Origin of the sequence: Rahnella bonaserana (assembly GCF_019049675.1) — a bacterium.
GTDB lineage: Bacteria > Pseudomonadota > Gammaproteobacteria > Enterobacterales > Enterobacteriaceae > Rahnella > Rahnella bonaserana.
The window spans coordinates 1-19790 of sequence record NZ_JAFMOW010000065.1 but is presented as its reverse complement, the minus strand read 5'-3'; the positions used below and the strand labels follow the sequence as shown (position 1 = coordinate 19790).

20 protein-coding genes are annotated in these 19790 nt (G+C 53.6%); 10 read left to right on the top strand and 10 right to left on the bottom strand.

The genetic code is table 11. The features are described 5' to 3' along the window. The first annotated feature begins 26 nt into the window (after positions 1-26). Positions 27-1124 (top strand): D-alanine--D-alanine ligase, encoded by a 1098-nt coding sequence (ddlA, locus tag J1778_RS15790; RefSeq protein ID WP_217173999.1) that lies wholly within the window; start codon positions 27-29, stop codon positions 1122-1124. Positions 1125-1193: 69 nt separating this feature from the next. Here ddlA and J1778_RS15785 read toward each other — a convergent pair whose 3' ends face one another. The 5 genes from J1778_RS15785 to J1778_RS15765 form a co-directional block, all read right to left on the bottom strand. After that, entirely contained in the window at positions 1194-1532 is a 339-nt protein-coding gene (locus J1778_RS15785) for a helix-turn-helix domain-containing protein (protein WP_217173998.1), read from the bottom strand. A gap of 213 nt (positions 1533-1745) precedes the next feature. Further along, on the bottom strand, positions 1746-2003 hold the full coding sequence (bhsA, locus tag J1778_RS15780; RefSeq protein ID WP_113877874.1) for a multiple stress resistance protein BhsA: 258 nt from the start codon (positions 2001-2003) through the stop codon (positions 1746-1748). Positions 2004-2150: 147 nt separating this feature from the next. Beyond that, positions 2151-2408, bottom strand: a complete 258-nt coding sequence (bhsA, locus tag J1778_RS15775) for a multiple stress resistance protein BhsA (protein ID WP_217173997.1) — start codon at positions 2406-2408, stop codon at positions 2151-2153. Positions 2409-2577: 169 nt separating this feature from the next. Next, a complete protein-coding gene (gene bhsA, locus J1778_RS15770) occupies positions 2578-2835 on the bottom strand; it encodes a multiple stress resistance protein BhsA (protein WP_217173996.1) in 258 nt (85 codons plus the stop codon). A gap of 442 nt (positions 2836-3277) precedes the next feature. Further along, positions 3278-3535: a hypothetical protein gene (locus tag J1778_RS15765; RefSeq protein ID WP_217173995.1), complete on the bottom strand. Its 258-nt coding sequence runs from the start codon at positions 3533-3535 to the stop codon at positions 3278-3280. A 200-nt stretch (positions 3536-3735) separates the two neighbouring features. Here J1778_RS15765 and J1778_RS15760 point away from each other — a divergent pair, with 200 nt between their 5' ends. Both J1778_RS15760 and J1778_RS15755 read left to right on the top strand, forming a co-directional pair. Further along, entirely contained in the window at positions 3736-4395 is a 660-nt protein-coding gene (locus tag J1778_RS15760) for a TetR/AcrR family transcriptional regulator (protein ID WP_217173994.1), read from the top strand. An 18-nt stretch (positions 4396-4413) separates the two neighbouring features. Beyond that, positions 4414-5280 carry an oxygenase MpaB family protein gene (locus J1778_RS15755; RefSeq protein WP_217173993.1) on the top strand — a complete coding sequence of 289 codons (867 nt, stop codon included), beginning with the start codon at positions 4414-4416 and terminating at the stop codon, positions 5278-5280. A gap of 14 nt (positions 5281-5294) precedes the next feature. On the opposite strand, the gene abgT is transcribed toward J1778_RS15755, so the two are convergent. The 3 genes from abgT to J1778_RS15740 all read right to left on the bottom strand — a co-directional run bounded on the left by abgT (position 5295) and on the right by J1778_RS15740 (position 9693). Next, complete coding sequence (gene abgT / locus J1778_RS15750) at positions 5295-6818, bottom strand: p-aminobenzoyl-glutamate transporter (RefSeq protein ID WP_217173992.1); 1524 nt, start codon at positions 6816-6818, stop codon at positions 5295-5297. Between the two features lie 104 nt (positions 6819-6922). After that, a complete protein-coding gene (locus tag J1778_RS15745; protein WP_217173991.1) occupies positions 6923-8377 on the bottom strand; it encodes a M20 family metallopeptidase in 1455 nt (484 codons plus the stop codon). Then, on the bottom strand, positions 8377-9693 hold the full coding sequence (locus J1778_RS15740; RefSeq protein ID WP_217173990.1) for a M20 family metallo-hydrolase: 1317 nt from the start codon (positions 9691-9693) through the stop codon (positions 8377-8379). The genes J1778_RS15745 and J1778_RS15740 overlap by 1 nt, the downstream gene beginning before the upstream one ends. Positions 9694-9894: 201 nt before the next feature. On the opposite strand from J1778_RS15740, the gene J1778_RS15735 reads away from it, so the two are divergent. Next, positions 9895-10791: a LysR family transcriptional regulator gene (locus tag J1778_RS15735; RefSeq protein WP_217173989.1), complete on the top strand. Its 897-nt coding sequence runs from the start codon at positions 9895-9897 to the stop codon at positions 10789-10791. Positions 10792-10931: 140 nt separating this feature from the next. Continuing rightward, positions 10932-12038 carry a suppressor of fused domain protein gene (locus tag J1778_RS15730; protein WP_217173988.1) on the top strand — a complete coding sequence of 369 codons (1107 nt, stop codon included), beginning with the start codon at positions 10932-10934 and terminating at the stop codon, positions 12036-12038. Positions 12039-12685: 647 nt separating this feature from the next. Here J1778_RS15730 and J1778_RS15725 read toward each other — a convergent pair. After that, positions 12686-14179 (bottom strand): MFS transporter, encoded by a 1494-nt coding sequence (locus tag J1778_RS15725; RefSeq protein WP_217173987.1) that lies wholly within the window; start codon positions 14177-14179, stop codon positions 12686-12688. Positions 14180-14553: 374 nt separating this feature from the next. Here J1778_RS15725 and osmF point away from each other — a divergent pair, with 374 nt between their 5' ends. The 4 genes from osmF to J1778_RS15705 are packed head-to-tail and all read left to right on the top strand — an operon-like array spanning position 14554 to position 18418. Further along, a complete protein-coding gene (gene osmF, locus J1778_RS15720; protein ID WP_217173986.1) occupies positions 14554-15492 on the top strand; it encodes a glycine betaine ABC transporter substrate-binding protein OsmF in 939 nt (312 codons plus the stop codon). Positions 15493-15552: 60 nt separating this feature from the next. After that, complete coding sequence (locus J1778_RS15715; protein ID WP_217173985.1) at positions 15553-16722, top strand: ABC transporter permease; 1170 nt, start codon at positions 15553-15555, stop codon at positions 16720-16722. Beyond that, positions 16719-17663, top strand: a complete 945-nt coding sequence (locus tag J1778_RS15710; protein ID WP_217173984.1) for an ABC transporter ATP-binding protein — start codon at positions 16719-16721, stop codon at positions 17661-17663. The genes J1778_RS15715 and J1778_RS15710 overlap by 4 nt, the downstream gene beginning before the upstream one ends. Further along, positions 17660-18418, top strand: a complete 759-nt coding sequence (locus J1778_RS15705) for an ABC transporter permease (protein WP_217173983.1) — start codon at positions 17660-17662, stop codon at positions 18416-18418. The genes J1778_RS15710 and J1778_RS15705 overlap by 4 nt, the downstream gene beginning before the upstream one ends. On the opposite strand, the gene J1778_RS24890 is transcribed toward J1778_RS15705, so the two are convergent. Then, entirely contained in the window at positions 18407-18583 is a 177-nt protein-coding gene (locus J1778_RS24890; protein ID WP_165353138.1) for a hypothetical protein, read from the bottom strand. The genes J1778_RS15705 and J1778_RS24890 overlap by 12 nt on opposite strands. Before the next feature lie 224 nt (positions 18584-18807). Here J1778_RS24890 and yedA point away from each other — a divergent pair, with 224 nt between their 5' ends. Next, positions 18808-19725, top strand: coding sequence for a drug/metabolite exporter YedA (yedA, locus tag J1778_RS15695; protein WP_217173982.1), 918 nt, complete (start codon positions 18808-18810; stop codon positions 19723-19725). The last annotated feature ends 65 nt before the right edge of the window (positions 19726-19790 follow it).

Sequence of the window (19790 nt, the reverse complement as noted above, 5' to 3'; positions counted from 1 at the left end):
CAGGTGCTGGCGACAAGGAGCAGCAGGTGAGTAAATTTCGGGTTGGTATCATTTTTGGTGGTAAATCGGCAGAACACGAAGTGTCGTTGCAGTCGGCGAAAAACATTGTTGATGCCATTGATAAGCAACGTTTTGATGTGACATTACTTGGTATCGATAAAAAAGGGGAATGGCATATCAATGATGCCAGCAATTACCTGATCAATGCTGAGAACCCTTCACTGATTGCCCTGAACCGCTCGAATAATCAGGTCGCGCTGATCCCGGGTCAAACGGAAAATCAGTTAATCGAAACGCAAAGTGCCAGCGCACTTTCACAGGTCGATGTGGTTTTCCCGATTGTTCACGGCACGCTGGGCGAGGACGGTTCGTTACAGGGATTGCTGCGCATGGCAAATATAGCTTTCGTTGGCTCAGGCGTGTTGGGTTCAGCGGTCAGCATGGACAAAGACGTCACCAAGCGTCTGTTGCGTGACGCCGGTTTATCCGTGGCCCCGTTCGTCTGCCTGACCCGCGCCAACCGTAATAAACACACCTTTACCGAAGTTTCACAACAATTTGGGCTGCCGCTGTTTATCAAGCCTGCGAATCAGGGCTCATCCGTCGGCGTCAGCAAAGTCAGCGCTGAAGCGGGATATCAGCGCGCGCTGGATGAAGCGTTCAGTTTCGACCATAAAGTGCTGGTCGAGTCGGCCATTAAAGGCCGCGAAATTGAATGTGCTGTGCTGGGCAATGATTATCCGCAGGCAAGCGTCTGCGGAGAAGTCATCCTGCACGACGAGTTTTATTCTTACGACACTAAGTACATCAATGAATCCGGCGCTTCCATTGCTGTTCCGGCGGACTTAGCGCAGGAAACGCACGATCGCATACGGGCCATTGCTTTACAGGCATTTCAGGTGCTGGAGTGCCGGGGTATGGCGCGCGTGGATGTATTCCTGACCGAACAGGGTGAGGTCATCATCAATGAAATCAACACGCTGCCGGGGTTCACTAATATCAGTATGTATCCCAAACTCTGGGCAGCCAGTGGACTAGGTTACAGCGATTTGATCACCCGCCTGATCGAACTGGCGCTGGAGCAACATCAGCAGGACAACCAGCTGAAAAGCTCGGCTAACTGACCGTCTGGTTTCAGGGCAATACGAAGAAGGCAGGGAGAGATCCCTGCCTTTTGTATTTTGTGATAGTGATTATTCGACCACCAGTTTCACCTGTTTGCCAGCCAGACTCAGCATCAGAATCAGAGCATCCAGCGTAAATTTATCGGTTTTTTTATTCACTACGTCGGAAACCCGCGGGCGTGAAACCTGGAGCACTTTAGCTGCATCACCTTGACGCATATTTTGCAGTGCTATCCAGTTACCAATTTCAGTCATCAGTTGTTCTTTCAGGGCAATGGTCTGTGCGATTTTAGCTTGCGAATCCGCATGTAAATGTTGCGCTTGTTCTTCGCAAAATCCTAAATCGGCAAAGCCATTACCGTCAGCTGGCGTGATATGGCGCGAAGCAACATCAATGTCCTCTTTCATTTTGTCTCCTTTCACGCTCCTTGTGTATAAAATTTTATACCTAAATATGCCTCACGCCAACACCTTTATATGACGGCAGGGGCTGTGAGCAAGAAAGCGGATATAAGTTTTGCGTGATGCGCCGTAACAAATGTGGTTTTGGTGAATAGCAGGCACGAAAAAGGCGGCAAACGCCGCCTCTTCTGCTTACTGCTCTGACGCATACCGCTGTGCTTATTTATACAGTTCAGCCGTGCCGTACAGGTGGTTGTCACCAGAAGCACCGATGATACGGTAAGAACTTGCACCGGCTTCACTGGCTTTAGCGCTCAGTTTGTCCTGCAGGCTGCTCAGGCTGTTACCTGAAGTTGCGCTGACAACACCAATTGCCTGCTGACCGGCCGGAGCGGACTGAACTTCAGTCGCAGCCAGGGTGGAGAAAGAAGCGGTTGCCAGTGCGATAGCGGCGAGAGTCATAGTAATGTTTTTCATGATGGTTTCCTCAATTCGTTTATTGCGCTTTGCCAGGCGTTGTCATCAACGTTCATTTAATGTGCAAAGCGGTATTCTGTCCGATCTAACATCTAGCTTATTAATCGTTAACTAAATGTCGGTTACCCTTAACGCAAAACTTCTTACTTATTTGTACAGCTCAGCAGTACCGTGCAGATGGTTGTCACCAGAAGCACCGATGATGCGGTATGAACTTGCGCCAGCTTCGTTAGCTTTTGCATTCAGTTTGTTCTGCAGGCTGGATAAATCATTGCTTGAAGAAGCACTTACTACACCGATTGATTGTTGACCAGCTGGTGCAGACTGAACTTCAGTCGCTGCCAGGGTGGAGAAAGAAACGGTAGCAAGGGCGATTGCAGCTAATGTCATTGTGAAGTTTTTCATGATGGTCTTCCTTTTTAATCTGTTTATCAGCAGGTGATGATTCGGTCAGACGTTGTTAATTAACGTTCGATAATTAAATCTTAGACCTGGATCACATTCTGTGCAACTCATTTATTTATTAATCGTTAACTAATTGTGCGGAACAATCTGCTAACGCATCTTTCATCTCTTATTTGTACAGCTCAGCTGTACCGTACATGTGGTTTTCACCGGAAGCACCGATGATGCGGTAAGAGCTTGCACCGGCTTCAGTGGCTTTCGCATTCAGTTTTGACTGCAGGGTGCTCAGGTCACCGTTTGAAGAAGCGCTGACAGTACCGATAGTTTGTTCACCCGCTGGTGCAGACTGAACTTCAGTTGCTGCAAGGGCAGAGAAAGAAGCGGTTGCCAGTGTCAGGGCGGCGATGGTCATTGCGATAGTTTTCATGATGATTATTCCTGTTCGTTAATTTTTTCGGGGTGCCCTGTTCCTTAATAAGGAACAAAGCGCCTCAGTCTCAGGTCAACGTTATCTATTAGTTAACGTTCGATAAGTAAATGGTAAGGGGTGTTGCGCTTTTGTGCAAGATGTTTTTTTAATGAGCGTTAACTAATTGTGCTGTGACCCGGATCACATCCGCAGGCGTGGCTGTTTTTGTTTTGTTAAATTTATGTTTTTAAAATGGATCCCCGGAACGCAATGAAACAGCCATATCCATAATTTCGCTAAATGAATCTTTAATGATCGCTAAGTTAATGGTTGGCTATGAACGGAGAGGGTGATAAAAAAGGGGTCGGCCGTGAAAAAGATAAGGCGACCAGAGCCGCCTTACCGTTATTCCTGCCCTGACTCTCTGTCGTCAGGTGCCACGCTGGTGAGTACGCAAAAGCTAGTAGTAAACAGAAGCGGGCTGATGAACAGAGGTCGAAGGTGCAGGTGGCTGAGTCGGGGAAGTGGAAATACGGCCCTGTGTGACTTTTTTGTTCGCGCAGGTAGCCGGGTTACAGAAGTTACTGTCACCGGTCACATTGACCATTCTCACTTCCTGACTCAGTGCTGGCATCATGATAACCTGCTGTGCGGCAACATTGGCAACCGGTACAGCGGTTAATGCCAGAACTGCAAGAAGGATTTTAAAGTTACTCATGATGTTACGTCCTGGGTTTGTTGCGTGTAAAAGCGTTTATAGCTGTGCAACTTTGCGGGTTTGAGTGATTTTCTTATCGCTCGATAATTAAATAATAAACTCCGCTGGACTTGTGCGCAACTATTTTTAATAATGATCGTTAAGTTATTTCTATAACTATTTTAATAACCATAATCACAATGGTGATGGAAGGAGGGTGTATGAGCACTGAACAGACGGCTTTGGTCCGGAAAAGTCGCGGTCGCCCAAAACAGTTCGACCGTGGAACTGCTCTGAGCAAGGCCCTGAATTTGTTCTGGCGCCATGGTTACGAGGCCACTTCATTAGCTGATTTGGTCGAAGCAACCGGTGCGAAGGCACCGACTTTGTATGCCGAATTCGGTAACAAAGAAGGGCTCTTTCGTGCAGCCGTTGAACACTATCTGAAAAACTTTTACGAAAAGAGCTCATGTTTATTGAGCAGAACAGATTTGTCCGTCGAAGATACGGTTGGGCGCTATCTGCGCGCCATCGTTGAGCTGTTTACCGACTGCGACACGCCAAGCGGTTGCTTCATGATTAGCGCATCATCCGGGATGTCTTCATCTTCTGCGGACATTGCGGAAATGCTGCGTGCGCGTCACCTCTCGCAGGAACGCACTCTGTTTGAATATTTCGAGAAGAAAAAACAGAGCGGCGATCTGACGGCGGTAACGGACAGCGCGCTGCTGGCGAAATACCTCGCCTGCACCATTCAGGGCTTCTCCGTTCAGGCACGTGACGGTGCAAGTTCCGCTGAACTTAACCGGCTGATCGACGTGGTCATGAATCTGTGGCCGGAGCTGACCAAAGCCACGGTTGTCAGTAAAGCAGCACACTAACCGCTGAGTTTTAGACAATTGTTAAGAAAGAGAATAGAACGCCAGGTGCTGAGTATTTCGGGCCTGGCGTTAGGCGGTATAGACTTTGAGAAACCGGCGGGTGATCCGGGGCTTTTTGGCCCTGACAGTATCACCTGGCGAATTCACGGAGACTTCTCCTCAATGCTTTGCGGTGGCGTCAGTGCCTTACTGCTGCAAATGCTTCATCCGCTGGCGCTCGCCGGTGTCTGGGATCATTCCTCATTTCGTGAAGATATGCTTGGCCGTCTGCGTCGTACCAGTCAGTTTATTTCCGCAACCACTTTTGCGCCGGTCAATGATGCCAATGCCCTGATCGAAAAAGTAAAATCTATCCATTTACGCGTTACCGGAACGGATGCTTACGGCACGCCTTATGCCGCCAGCGATCCGGATTTACTGGTCTGGGTGCACGTAGCCGAGGCGTACAGTTTCCTGCAATCGCATCTGCGTTATCGAAATCCTGCGCTCAGTGTGAGCGATCAGAACCGATATTATCAGGAGTTTGCCCGCGTGGCAGAAAGCCTTGGTGCAGTAAACGTGCCGGACAGTGTGGCGGCGGTAGACGCGTATCTGCAGGCGATGCGCCCGCAATTACGCTGCGATGAGCGTACGCTGGAAGTGGTGAGATTACTGCAGAATGCCCCCGCGCCAAGCCGTCTGGCAAAGCCTGTTGGCAGCCTGATGATTCAGGCGGGTATCGAGCTTTTACCCGGCTGGGCGGCCACACAACTGGGGATTTCCCTTTCACCGCTGAAGCGTCGAAGAATTCGTTTTGCCACCCGTCGCATTGCGGGGGTATTGCGCTGGGCGGTGAGAAACGGCTCATGGCACCGCGCCATGCGCCGTATGGGACGACTGAACTGACCATTACCTGATCGTTAAAGATGCGGATAAACGCCGGGACCAATGGGTAAACCGAGCAGGTACCAGCCCACCAGCATCAGCAACCACACCACGAAAAATACAATCGGATACGGCAGCACCAGTGAATAATAGGTGCCAAGCTTGGCCTCTTTGTTGTACCGCTGCAGGAATCCGAGGAAAAGCGGCACGAACGGCGACATCGGGGCGAGCGGGATAACGGAAGAATCCGCCACGCGAAATACGATTTGCGCGAATGCCGGATGGAAGCCCAGCAGCATAAACATCGGTACGAAAATCGGTGCCAGAATCGACCAGATGGCTGAGCCGCTGGCGATAAACATACACAGCAGTGCCGACAGAAAAATCAGCCCGAGAAACGCCGGAATACCAGTCATACCTAAGTTTTCCAGCACATCCGTCAGCCCGATTGCCATGAATTTCCCCATATTGCTCCAGTTGAAAAACGCCACAAACTGGGAGAGCGGGAACACCATCACAATAAAACCTGCCATTGATTTCATCGGATCCACCAGCAGATCAGGGACGTCGCTGGCGTTGCGGATTTGTTTCGTGACTATGCCGTAAGGCACTGAAATTACAAAGAAGAACAAAATAATCAGCGGAACGATGCCCTGAATGAACGGCGAAGGAATGATGCCGCCGGTTTTCGGGTTACGCAGAGGTGCGGCTTCCGGCACCACCAGCAACGCCACCAGCCCGATAAATACCAGCGCCGCGATGCCGCTGGCCATCAGCCCGCGGTTCTGCTCGGGTGTCAGCTTTTTCATCTCTTCATTGCGCGCACCCTGATACAGCGGCAGACGCGGTTCTACGAATTTATCGGTCAGGATAGCGCCGACAATGGTCAGCAGAATTACCGACGCGGCCATAAAGTACCAGTTGTCGATCACGCTGACCTGGACCGCCGGATTAATGGCTTTCGCCGCTTCGGTGCTCAGCCCGGATAACAACACATCGGTAGTCACAATCAGCAGATTGGCGGTAAATCCGCAGCCGACACCGGCAATCGCTGCCAGTAAACCGGCAACCGGATGACGCCCGACGGCGAGGAAAATCAGGGCGCCCAGCGGCGGCATGACAACCAGTGCGGCGTCTGAGGAAATATGGCTGAAGAAGGCGATAAAAATCACCATATAACTGGCGTAACGGGCGTTCACTTTGGACGCCATTTTATACATCAGGCTTTGCAGCAGCCCGACACGTTCTGCCAGTCCTGCACCTATCACCAGGGCCAGAATCGAGCCCAGCGGAGTAAATCCGCTGAAGTTTTTGATGACGTTGGGCAAAATCCACTGAATACCTTCCACACTCAGCAAATTTTTAACGCGGATAATCTCGCCATTAGTCGGATTCACGGCCGTAATGTTGAACCATGAAATCACCGCACTGGCGACCATCAGCAATGCAATCAGATAAACAAATAATAAAAACGGATTGGGAATTTTATTACCAATGCGTTCTACCCACTGGAGAAATCCTCCAGGGCTCTGGCCGGACTCTTGCGCCTGAATACTCATCTGTTAACCCTCTGTCGTGTTTGTCTTTTTTATATTTATGCCGCTTATTCGTGCCGGAACGGGGCGCGAATAAGCGGTTTATTTCATTAACTGACACTAGTGATTTATTTCAGTGGCGAAGGTTTCACGCCGGCCGGGATTGGGCACTGGTACGGGCGGCGTGCGCGTTGTGCATCGCGCTCTTTCTGACAGGCCGCCAGTAAATCCGGCTGAGTGAACAGTTCAATTGCGGTTGAGGACATGACTTTTGCCGCCAGACACATACCTTTATGGGCGATGGAGGTGCGCCCCTGCGACACAATCTGCCAGGTATGCAGCGGGGAGCCGACGGCAAAACATGGGCTGAAACACTGCGCCGTGGGCACCAGCCAGCTGACATCACCGACATCCGTTGAACCGTAGAGGATATTGCCGTTCGGGGCATACGGAGCAACAGAGTCTGTCAGCGGGGAATGGCGCAGGGTTTCGGCGAATTCGACGCCTTCTGCGCCGCTGGTGCGGGAGATATTCAGCAGATTATTATCGATATCCTGTCCGGTCAGTGTGGCGTGAATCGACGCCGCAAATGCCCGCTCTTCGTCGGTGTAATGCGGTGTACCGAAAGCCTGCACATACTCATACATCGCGCTTTCCAGCGTGCGGTTAGGCACGTAGTTGGAACAGGCTTTATCAAAGCGCATCGACATCTGCGTGCCGGTCATCAGCGCCGCGCCTTTGGCAATATCCACTACGCGGTCGAAAATCGCCTGCGCCTGATCCATCTGCGGTGCACGCACCAGATACAATACTTCAGCATCGGCCTGCACTACGTTTGGCGAAATCCCGCCTGCGTTAGTGATAGCGTAATGCAGGCGCGCTTCCTGAATGATGTGCTCACGCAGGAAGTTTGCGCCGGTATTCATCAGCGTCAGGGCATCCAGCGCGCTGCGGCCCAGATGCGGCGCGGCGGCGGCGTGTGAGGACACGCCTTTAAAGCTGAACGAGGCCTGAATATTGGCCAGCGTCTGGTTGCTGAACATGCCGCTGTAAGTTTCCGGATGCCAGGTCAGGGCGGCATCAACGTCATCGAACAGCCCTTCGCGCGCCATAAAGGTTTTGCCGGATCCGCCTTCTTCCCCCGGACAGCCGTAAAAACGCACCGTGCCCTGAATGTTTTCACGTTCCATCCAGGCTTTTACTGCCAGCGCGCCGCCGAGTGCTGCCGTCCCCAACAGATTATGGCCGCAACCGTGGCCGTTACCGTTTTCAATCAATGGCTGAGCCACATCGCATCCGGCTTTCTGGCTTAAACCTGCCAGCGCATCGAATTCGCCGAGAAGGGCGATCACCGGTTTGCCGCTGCCGAAGCTGGCGATAAACGCCGTTTCCATGCCACCGACGCCGCGCTCAACGGTAAATCCGCCGGCGTCGAGTTTGTCAGCCAGTAATGCAGAAGAGAAGGATTCCACAAAGCGGGTTTCAGGATGATCCCAGATGGCATCGCTGATTTGTGCCAGTGCAGGTTGCTGGTTATCGATAAAGTCATTGATAAAATTGACGATATTTTGTTGAGGAGTCATCAGTTTTCCCCTCTGAATTCAGCAATGTTCAGCGCCAGTGCCGCCAGCGTTTTGATGCCCTGCATCATCACTTTTTCATCGAAATCAAACAGTTCATTGTGATGACCTGCGCTCAGGTCAGTGCCAAAAATCACATAAGAGGCTTCGCCGCCGAGGGATTTCACGCGTTCCATCATGTACGTGGCATCCTCCGAACCCGCTGCGCCTTCCTGACGGTCAATGATCTGTTCGAATTCGCCGAGTTTTTCTGCCTGCCGGTGGATGTAATGCACCCAGGCTGGCGTTGGCGTACTGCTTTGCGCTGCGCCCATCAGGGTGATGTCGAACTTCACCTGATGCATTTCGGCTGCGCCGGAAATCACTTTCAGCGCCTGCTGATAAATGAATTCGTTCACCTCATTGGTGGAGCCACGCGTTTCTACTTTCATCGTGGCGCTGGAAGGCACCACATTGCGCCCGGTACCTGCCTGTAAAACGCCAACATTAATGCGTGAATCACCGCCGCTGTGACGAGGGATTGCATGCAAGCCGAGCGTCGCCTGTGCCGCTGCCAGCAGGGCGTTGCGGCCGTCTTCCGGCTTGCCGCCCGCATGGGAAGCGACGCCGGTGAAACGTACGTCGAGTTTGGTGGTCGCCATAAACGTATCGTTACCGCAGACGATGTGATTAGCCGGTACGCCAGTGCCGATATGCACGGCGGTGAAATAATCCACATCGTCTACCACGCCGGCTTCCACCATGGATTTCGCGCCGCGTGTGCCTTCTTCGGCGGGCTGGAAAATCAGTTTGATGGTGCCGCACAACTGGTCGCGAACCTGCATCAGTACTTCTGCCAGCCCGAGGCCAATGGTTGTATGACCGTCGTGTCCGCAGGCGTGCATCATGCCGTTATTGGCAGAAGCAAATCCCTCGCGAAACGGACGATGCTCGTCTTCAAGTACTTCGTTTAAATCCAGCGCATCCATATCCACCCGAAAACCCATCACCGGACCGGGGCGACCGGTTTCCAGCGTGGCGACAATACCGGTGAAACCGCCGGAGAAATGCGGCATCCAGCGGGCAATTGCGCCCTGTTCCAGTGCACGTTGCTCCTGTTGAGCCAGCACGGCGGCAGAAGGCAGCCCCATGCGTGAACCCGCGTCGATCACTTCTTTGCCCAGTTGCAGCGAATAGCCCAGTTTCTCCAGACGATCGGCCACCAGCGTGGAGGTGCGGAATTCAAGCCAGCCAGATTCGGCGTATTTATGCAGGTCACGACGTTGCGTTTGCAGGGAAGGGAACAGCTTTTCTACACGTTCAGAAATCTCATTAACCATCACGGACTCTCTTTTTGTACAGACATGCAGGCTTTCCGCACAGCGGCAGAAAGGAGGAAATCAAAGCTTTGGGAAGTGCAGGCCAGCGCGCAGAAAGTGGCGAAAGGCGGCCTTAGATGATTTTCAATGTACATAAAGCAATCAGGGCATATAAGATGCCAAAATCTTCTTAGTGATAATCAGGGGTTATCAAAGAATCTCATGCCATCACAAATTAAAATGCATCAGTTGCGGGCTTTTGTCTCGGTTGCGCGTCAGGGCAGTATTCGCGCCGCCAGCCGGACGATGAATTTGTCCCAACCTGCGCTGACCAAATCAATTAAAGAACTTGAGGAAGGACTGGGGGCAAGGCTGTTTATCCGCCGCCGTCAGGGCGTGACGCTAACTGACTGTGGTGAGGCGTTTTTTAAGCGCGCAAGCCTGATTCTGGAAGAGCTGCGTGTGGCACAGGAAGATATTTCGCAGCGCCTCGGCGGCACCAGCGGCAGGGTGAATATCGGCGTTGGTGCCAGTATTGCGCGTACCATCATGCCGGAAGTGGTGGACCGTTTTCACCGCGAATTCCCCAATGTGAAGGTGCGGATTGCCGAAGGACAACTGGTGTCAATGATCCCCGAACTGCGTCAGGGCGAGCTGGATTTCACGGTGAATACCTATTATCAGGGGCCGTTTGATAACGAACTGTTATATGAAAAACTTATGGATAAAGAGTATCGCGTGGTAGCAAGACGTGGTCATCCGATGCAGAACGCCCGATCGATGCAGGCGTTGCGGCATTGCGACTGGACCATGCCGACGCCGCGCGGCAGCTATTACAAACTGCTCAGCGAAGTATTCAGTGAAATGGATGCGGAGCCGAATATCAGCGTGATTTGTGAAACCTTTATGTCATGCACCAGCCTGATTGCGAAAACTGATTTTCTCAGCGTGTTGTCCGTCGATGTGATCAACGATCCGGTGATTGGTCAGAGTCTGGTGGCATTAGATTTGGACCTGCCGCTGCCGAAAGCAACGTTCTATCTCATTCAGCGGCGTGATACCACGCTGACGCCAATGGCTGCACATCTGGCGCAACTGTTTCGCCTGTATTGCCGGTGATGTCGATATTCTGACAAAAAGCGCCTGTTTTAATGATTTATCGGGGAATTTTGGGAATATTGCCCGTTATCGGGTTTGCTTATCCGTTCTACACTGACCATCACAGGGAATAATAAGCTTCCTAATATTGTTGAGGTCATATGCGCCAGTCCGACATAGTTGCTGAAGTCAGTAACGACAAACAAACCCTGACCGCGCTGGTCGAGCAGGACAACCGCGTGGTGTATTTCTACATTTTTGCCCGCGAAGATTTGCGCGATCGCTTTCCGAAAATGCGCGCCTGCTGGGTACGCAATCTGGTGCCTGCGCCGGTAAACGATGATACCGACGCGATGGAGCAGGGGATAGCCCCGATGCTGGCAGCGCAATATTGCCGCAATCTGGAAGGCGAAGCGCCGCTGGATCCGGCACAAATTCAGATCCTGTGGAATGAAAGTGATGACGGCGCGGCATTGTGGTATCAGGGGTTGTTGCTGGCGGTGATCCCCGGCTGGAGTTTGTATATCGACCATTCGGTGTGTTATTCCGCCGGCTGCATTAAACAGAATCCGCTGACTTTCCCGCTGGGTTCTGCCTCGACAAACACGCAATGTGAACTGGCGGAAAAGACGCGTCTTTTCTGGCGCGACTGGCAAAATGAGTTCAGCAATCCGTGGCCGAAAATTCAGCGCAAACTGCTGGAATCTTATGAAGAACGCTTTGGTCCGTCCCTGAAATATTACCTGATCAATCAGGGCAACTGGCCGCCGATGGCGATTTCCCAGCATGAAGATGAAGAGAACTATTACTTCTTCACGGTTGGCATGAGTATCCGGCCGATGCCGCAAATCGACATTGTGTTCAGCGATGAAGCGGAAAAGCACCGCCGCATTGAGCTGGCTTTTTCGGTTGGCAAAGAGTACGTCACTGAAGAAAACGCCGTGCAGATGGCGAGTGCATTATCCGGCTACGCGCAGGTTCCCTGGACCACACTGAGCTGGCTTGGCGAAGGCCATACGCTGATGTCACCCATGGCACCGCTCGGTTTCGAAGGCCACGTGATTTCCTCCGCTCTGTGCGGCCCGGCAGATAAAATGCGTTTGCCGAAGATTTACGGCGATCCGGTGAATCAGTTCTGGGTCAGCCCGGTGTTTACCAGCGAACTGGAGTTCGCCCAGGCTAAACCGAATGGCGGATTTGAACTGGTTGCCGCGATGATAGAAAACGACATCGGGTTTGTGTTTGCGCCGAGAAGCGCGGTGATTTGATGCTTTGAGGTTGCCGCTCAAACTTGGCTTTAAGATCAAGACCGTGGGCTCGCCGCCCACACCCACAAAACCTTGGGTTGCCACCCAAACTGGCCTCAAGGGGCGCCTGTCGCCGCACCCCTTGAGAATCCCGGGCTCTTACACTGCGCGCTTCGCTCGCTGGCTATGTTTCAGGTACCGCAGCGACAGGCTGGAAATCTTGCCGCTTCGCGGTGCCTTCGTTACGGGATTGCAGCCTCTGGTCTGCAACCTCTCACTCAGCAAGCTTTCTGAATCGCCCGCACGATCTTAAATTCAAAACACGGTCTTAAATTCAAAACACGGTCTTAAATTCAAAAATCGAATGGGTTTATCTTTTAGAAAAATTGATTGGCGTGCTCAAAATGGCACCGAATGAATGGTTCGAGACCCAGGGCTCGACACCTGAAATGAGGGAATCGCGAAGCGATGACATTTTACGCCACTCACTATTGTGTTTGAACATGTCCGTCGTTCCAGCGATAGCGCGCAGTGAAAAAGCGCGGAGTCCAGAGGCCCGCGCGTTACCGGGTCTCTGGTCGGTGTGGGCCGACGCCCACGGTCTTGACCTTAAGGCCAGTTTGGGTGGCAACCCAAGGTTTTGACGTTAGCAGCGATTAAACCGCTGCCTACGGTTTAATTTCCTGCTGAAAATCCTCAGCATCAACATCATATCCCGACGGTTCCCACCGTACCGCTGTCAGCACGATCAGACCCGCCAGTGGCGCTAACGCGATCACCCAGAACACGCCGGTGCCGAGGGCAGCGGAAAGTACCGGGAAAAGGAATAACGAAACGGTGGAGCTGGCGCGCATCAGCGTCTGGTTGAAGCCGACACCCATACCACGCAGTGACGTCGGGTAGCTCAGCGAGGCAAATGTCATGGTGTGTGAGCCTGGGCCGAAGCCCTGACCGAACAGGAATAACGCCAGCATGGCGATGGAAATCGCCGCTTCGCTGCCGTCTGCCGGACGGCCAACGACTGCCAGACCGATCATCGCCACCAGCTGACAGGCGTAACCGGCATAAGTCATTTTCCATGCGCCAAATTTGGACACGTACCGCACTGCAATCAGACCGCCGACAAAGGCGAAGCACAGGTTCAGGCTGAGTGAGAACAAAATGGTGCTAATCATCGACTGTTGCAGGAAGCTGGATAAGATGACCGGCAGCCCGAACGCCACGGCGTTATAGGCAAATGATGAGGCAACAGCGGTGACCGTCGCCAGCACGGTGCGGCGCAGATAAATACCCTGCAACAGCGTGCCGTAGTTGCGCCATGCGGCTTTGCGCACTTTTACCTGCGGGGTTTTATCCGCATCGTCCGCGACGACCGCATTAATGTTATAGGATTTTCTCAGGATCGCCGCCGCGCTTTGCAGGTCGCCCTGATTCGCCGCCCAGACCGGTGACTCATTCATATAACGGTGGCGGATAGCAATAATCAGAATCGCCGGAACCGCGCCGAAACCGAGGATCAGGCGCCACAACCAGTCGGTATGTGTGGCAGGCAATACCGCATAAAGCAGCAGAACCAGCAGATAAGAAATGCTGATCGCTGCGTACCACGTCGGACACCACATCGCCACGCGCGAGGCTTTATTGCCGCGCCCCTGAAGTTTTGAGAACTCCGCCAGAAACGCCATCGCCACCGGCAAATCAATACCGACCCCGAGTCCCATCACAAAGCGCGACCCGCCGAGCACCCATTCGTTTGGCGCAAAGGCACAGGCCAGTGCAGCAATCACGAAGAAGAACATATCGGCCATGAATACGCGGTAACGGCCAATTTTGTCGGTCAGATAGCCGCCAAATAATGCGCCGACAATCGCCCCGAAGGTAATCGCCGAAGCGACAAAGCCCGCGCCGGAAGGCGTCAGACCAAACTGGCGGGTGATATCTTTCATCCCGAAGGCCAGCGCGCCCAGATCGTAAGCGTCGAGGAAAACGCCGCCCAGTGCGATAGCAATCACGATGCGTGCGTCGCTGATTTTCGCAGCGCCGCGGTTCACTAACTGAGTAATATCGGCAGCGGAACGAATCACTACCGGCTGGTCAGACGCAGAACCTGCGCTGTAATCCCCTGAAGAGGCGGTGGAAGAGGCCGCAATTGAGTCAGACATTATTGTGTTTACGCTTTTTGACAAAAAAACCAGCATAGAGGCGAGGTGATGCCCGTCACAAGTCCTGATTAGACGTTGAGTGAAAACAAATGGCTATAAGTTAAAACAAAGTGATCTAAGAGGGGGGAGGCATCTTCTTACGGGAAATAAACGATCGGGTCACAGTGGTTTAGCGGATAAGCTTCGAACATTTCGGCATTTTACTCCGCTACCGTCTCCTGCTTTTATGGCTCACCATCCATCCCCCTGCGCGAAATTGGACTATTCTTGTTAGCAGCTTGTTTATTAAGATGAAAGTTTATTCAGATGAAAGCAGAAAGGCAACGCAGTCGCCGGGCGACAAAAACCAACATAACCCGATAAGAGGATAGAACATGACTGTAACAACTGGGCGAGTACGGGGATTTTCAGTGGCAGCGCTGGCGCTGGTTTCCGCGTTAAGTTTCAGCGCACAGGCCGCTGATGATGCTGTACGTGTCGGCTCAAAAATTGATACCGAAGGGTCGTTGCTCGGTAACATTATCATTCAGGTGCTGGAAGCCAACGGTATTCACACCACCAATAAATTGCAGCTGGGGACGACAAAAGTCGTGCGCGGCGCGATCACCGCCGGTGAAATCGATATCTATCCGGAATACACAGGTAACGGCGCATTTTTCTTCTCTGACGATAAAGATCCGGCGTGGAAAAATGCCCAGGCCGGTTTCGATAAGGTCAAAAAGCTGGACTACGACCAGAACAAAATAGTCTGGCTGGATCCGTCTCCGGCTAACAATACCTGGACGATTGCGGTGCGTCAGGACGTGGCGAGCGCGCATAACCTGAAATCGCTGGGTGATTTGGGCAAATACATCAGCAGCGGCGGCGAGTTCAAACTGGCGGCCTCGGCAGAATTTATCGAGCGTCCGGATGCCTTACCGGCGTTTGAAAATGCTTACGGTTTCAAACTCAATCAGGCGCAGTTGCTGTCGCTGGCGGGCGGTGATACGGCGGTAACCATCAAAGCGGCAGCGGAAAAAACCTCCGGTGTGAACGCGGCGATGGCCTACGGTACCGACGGTCCGGTGGCGGCGCTTGGCCTGCAAACGCTGGAAGATCCGAAAGGCGTGCAGCCAATTTACGCACCTGCGCCAATCATCCGCGAGGCGGCGCTGAAAGCGCATCCGAACATTCCTGATTTGCTCAAACCGGTGTTTGCTTCGCTTGATACCAAAACGCTGCAAGGCCTGAACGCGAAAATCGCGGTTGATGGTCAGGATGCGAAAAAAGTGGCAGCGAAGTACTTGCAGGAAAAAGGTTTCGTTAAAAAATAACCGGGCAGTGACGCCCTGAGCACGGCCTTCGGGGCGTGCTCTTTGATATCAGGTAATGTTTTGACTTATCACTCACCCGTTAAAAACCGCGTTCTGCTGACGCTGGTTTTGCTGCTGTGGCTGGCCGGTTTCGGACTGGCCTTCGCCAGCCATGCACCTAACCGGCTGGTGTCCGGAAAAGGTGTTTCGCTGGCGAGCCTGCTGAATGGCTATTCTGCATTACTGTTGTTGCCTGCTATTTTGCTGCTGGTATGCGCCTTTGTGACCCTCTATGGCCGCAATCATTTAGCGGTGATGTTGCTGGCGGAAATCCTGCTGACCGCGCTGGTCTGGCTGGCGGGGCACAGCGCAATACAACTGGCGGGAGGCGATGAAGACAGTATCGCGCGCACGTCGCTCGGCGGCGGTTTCTGGGCGGGCGCGGCGCTTTGTCTGCTGATCGCCTCTGACGCTATTTCCCGTTTTACCCGCAATCACAGCCTGCGCATTTTGCTGAATGTGCAGATGATCGTGCCGGTGGTTTTGCTGCTGGCGTACGGTCAGCTTGCCGAACTTTCGCTGCTCAAGGAATACGACAACCGTTCCGACGTGTTCAACGACGCGCTGTGGCAGCATCTCGGCATTTTGGCTGGCACGCTGGTGCCTGCGGTACTGATCGGTCTGCCGGTCGGTTTGCTGTGTCATCGCAAACCCCGCTGGCGCGGGCCGGTATTGTCGGTGCTCAATATTATCCAGACCGTGCCGTCGATTGCGCTGTTTGGCCTGCTGCTCGCGCCGCTGGCGGGGCTGGCAAAAGCGCTGCCGTGGCTGGCGGAGCATGGCATCAGCGGCATCGGGCTGGCGCCCGCGATTATCGCGCTGGTGCTTTATTCGCTGTTGCCGCTGGTGCGCGGGGTGATTGCCGGGCTGGAATCGGTGCCGGAGGCGGTGATTGAGTCTGCCCGCGGCATGGGCATGAACCGCGCTCAGGTGTTTTTCCGTGTACAGATGCCGATTGCCTTGCCGGTTGTGCTGACCGGCGTGCGGATCGTGGCGGTGCAAACCGTCGGCATGGCGATGGTCGCGGCCTTGATTGGCGCGGGCGGGTTAGGCGCCATTATGTTCCAGGGCTTACTCAGCAGTGCGCTGGATCTGGTGTTGCTCGGGGTGATCCCGGCGGTGCTGATGGCGGTGGTCGTCGACAGTCTCTTTAAATTTGCAGTATCAATTCTGGAAACCACACGCAGATGATTCATTTCAAGCAGGTTAGCAAACACTTTGCCGGAAAAGCGGTCGTGCGCGATCTCACGCTGGAAATGGCCAAAGGCGAATTTACGGTTCTGATCGGTACATCCGGTTCGGGGAAATCCACCACGCTCAAAATGATCAACCGGCTGGTGGAGCACGATCGTGGTGAGATTTTATTTGCGGGTGAACCGATAGAAAAATTCCGGGTACAGGATTTGCGCCGCCGGATGGGCTACGCCATTCAGTCGATTGGCCTGTTCCCGCACTGGACGGTGGAAGAGAACATCGCCACCGTACCGCAGCTTCTGAAGTGGCCGAAGGCGAAAATCCGCGACCGTGTGACAGAGCTGCTCGAATTGCTCAATCTGGATCCGAAACAGTTCCGTCATCGTTATCCGCATCAGCTTTCCGGCGGGCAACAGCAACGCGTTGGCGTGGCGCGTGCGCTGGCTTCAGACCCGGAAGTATTGCTGATGGATGAACCCTTCGGCGCGCTCGATCCGGTGACCCGCGCTACGCTGCAGGAAGAAGTAGCGCGCATTCATAAAATCACCCATCGCACCATTGTGCTGGTGACGCATGATATTGATGAGGCGCTGGCACTGGCCGACCGCATCGTGCTGCTCAACGACGGACAAGTGGTGCAGCAGGGCACGCCGCTGGAATTGCTGACCCGGCCAGCGACGCCGTTCGTGCGCGATTTCTTTGGCGGCAGCGATATGGGTATCCGTTTGCTTTCACTGCGCGAAGTCGGTTCATTAACGCGGCGTGGCGAGCCATATGCCGGCAGCCAGCCACCGCTGAAGGACTCGATGAGCCTGAGTCAGGCGCTGTCAAAATTTGTCGAACAGCAGGTTCAGCAACTCCCGGTCGTCGATGAACAAGGCAAGCCGCTGGGCGTGCTGCATTTCGCCGATCTGACCACTGAAAGGAACGGCGCATGAAACGGATATTTGCAGATCCTCTGATTTGGTTATTCGCTTTGTTACTGGCGCTGATTTTCGGCATGACCTCGCTCGGCGGCCTTTTCCACTGGATGTTCCCTGAGCTCAGCCGGCCGGTGTATCAGCAGGAAAGTTTCGCCTCGCTGGTGGAGGCGCATTTGTTACTGGTCGGTATTTCCAGCCTGATCGCGGTGGTGATTGGTGTGGCGGCCGGTGTAAGTGTAACGCGTCCGGCGGGCAAAGAATTCCGCTCACTGGTCGAAACGCTGGTGGCGATGGGGCAGACGTTCCCGCCGGTCGCCGTGCTGGCGGTTGCCGTTCCGGTGATGGGTTTTAGCGAAAAACCGGCGATTATCGCGCTGGTGCTTTACGGGTTGTTGCCGATTTTGCAGGGAACCATTGCCGGGATTGAATCAGTGCCTGCTTCGGCGCGGGAGATTGCGCAAGGGGTGGGCATGAACCGCTGGCAGATGTTGCGAAAAGTGGAGATTCCGCTGGCCGCGCCGGTGATTATTTCCGGCATCCGCACGTCGGTGATTATCAACATCGGGACGGCGGCAATTGCCTCATCGGTCGGCACGTTAAGCCTTGGCTCACCGATTATTATCGGCCTGAGCGGGTTTAATACGGCTTACGTGTTGCAGGGCGCGGTGATAGTGGCGCTGCTGGCGATTTGCGTGGATATGCTGTTTGAACGCTGGAGCCTCTGGTTACAACGCTGGCAGCAGCGATCAGCAGACGAATCAGTTCGTTGATGCAGAAGACGGTGCAGGGACAACAGAAGGGGCGTCGTTATCGCTGACAGGTTTAGCGTCGTCCTGAATCACCACCGCATAACCGGCAACCATCACGCCACCAATTGCGCCCATCGCCATCAGACCAAACAGCGCGATAAATAATTTTTTGCCAAGCGAATTCATGTGCAATACCTCAGAAATTTGAACGACGAATTATAAATCGTTTCGTTACCCCTGCAACAGGCTATTCATGCTGTGACTACATTATCGTTGCCGTCAGCGAATTTTTTGTCATATGCCGAAACTTTTTAGCAACATTTTGACGCGATCGCACAGATTCCCTTGCCGAAAATCAGGCCAATAGCGTTAACTGTTGACCTTCATTATCACGCTAATAAGTTCTTCCTATGACTGGTTCCGTCACCCGTTCTCTGCTTCCATTAATTGCTGCACTGTTTGCGTTGTATTTTATCTGGGGATCTACCTATTTTGTTATCCGCGTGGGTGTGGAAAGCTGGCCGCCGCTGATGATGGCCGGTCTGCGTTTCTTCGTCGCCGGATGTATTTTATTCACGTTTTTGCTGCTGCGCGGGCATAAAGTCCCGACGCTGAAACAGTGGATGGCCGCCGGTGCCGTGGGTATTTTGCTGCTCTCGGTCGGCAACGGGCTGGTGACGGTGGCGGAACATATGCAGGTGCCGTCAGGTATTGCCGCCGTGATGGTCGCGACCGTTCCGCTTTTTACCCTGTGTTTCAGCCGCCTGTGGGGAATGCCTAACAGCCGCCTGGAATGGACCGGTGTCGCCATCGGCCTGTTCGGGATTGTGCTGCTCAATACCGGCAGCAATCTGGAAGGGAACCCGTGGGGCGCGGCGCTGATCCTGCTCGCCTCATTAAGCTGGGCATTCGGTTCGGTGTGGAGTTCGCGCCTGCCGTTGCCAACAGGCCTGATGGCCGGTGCAGCAGAAATGATTATCGCCGGTGTGGTACTGCTGGTGGCGAGTCGTGTCACCGGGGAACATATGACCGCGATGCCTTCGCTGCGCGGTTTTCTGGCGCTCGGTTATCTGGTGGTCTTTGGCTCGATGATTGCCATCAGCGCTTATATGTTTTTGCTGAAAACTGTGCGTCCCGCCGTCGCGACCAGTTATGCCTATGTGAACCCGATTGTGGCGGTTCTGCTGGGGATCACCTTCGCAGGCGAATCCCTTTCACCGGTCGAATGGGTGGCGTTAGGTGTGATCCTGTGCGCAGTCCTGCTGGTTACGCTGGGGAAATTCGTGTTCGGGCGTAAGAAAACTGAGATCACGGAAGTGAATGTTTAAACCGCTTCCCTTTCGCAGATGTGACAGCTGGTTTGTTGTGCTTCTCCCCCTGCGAAGGGGGAGGG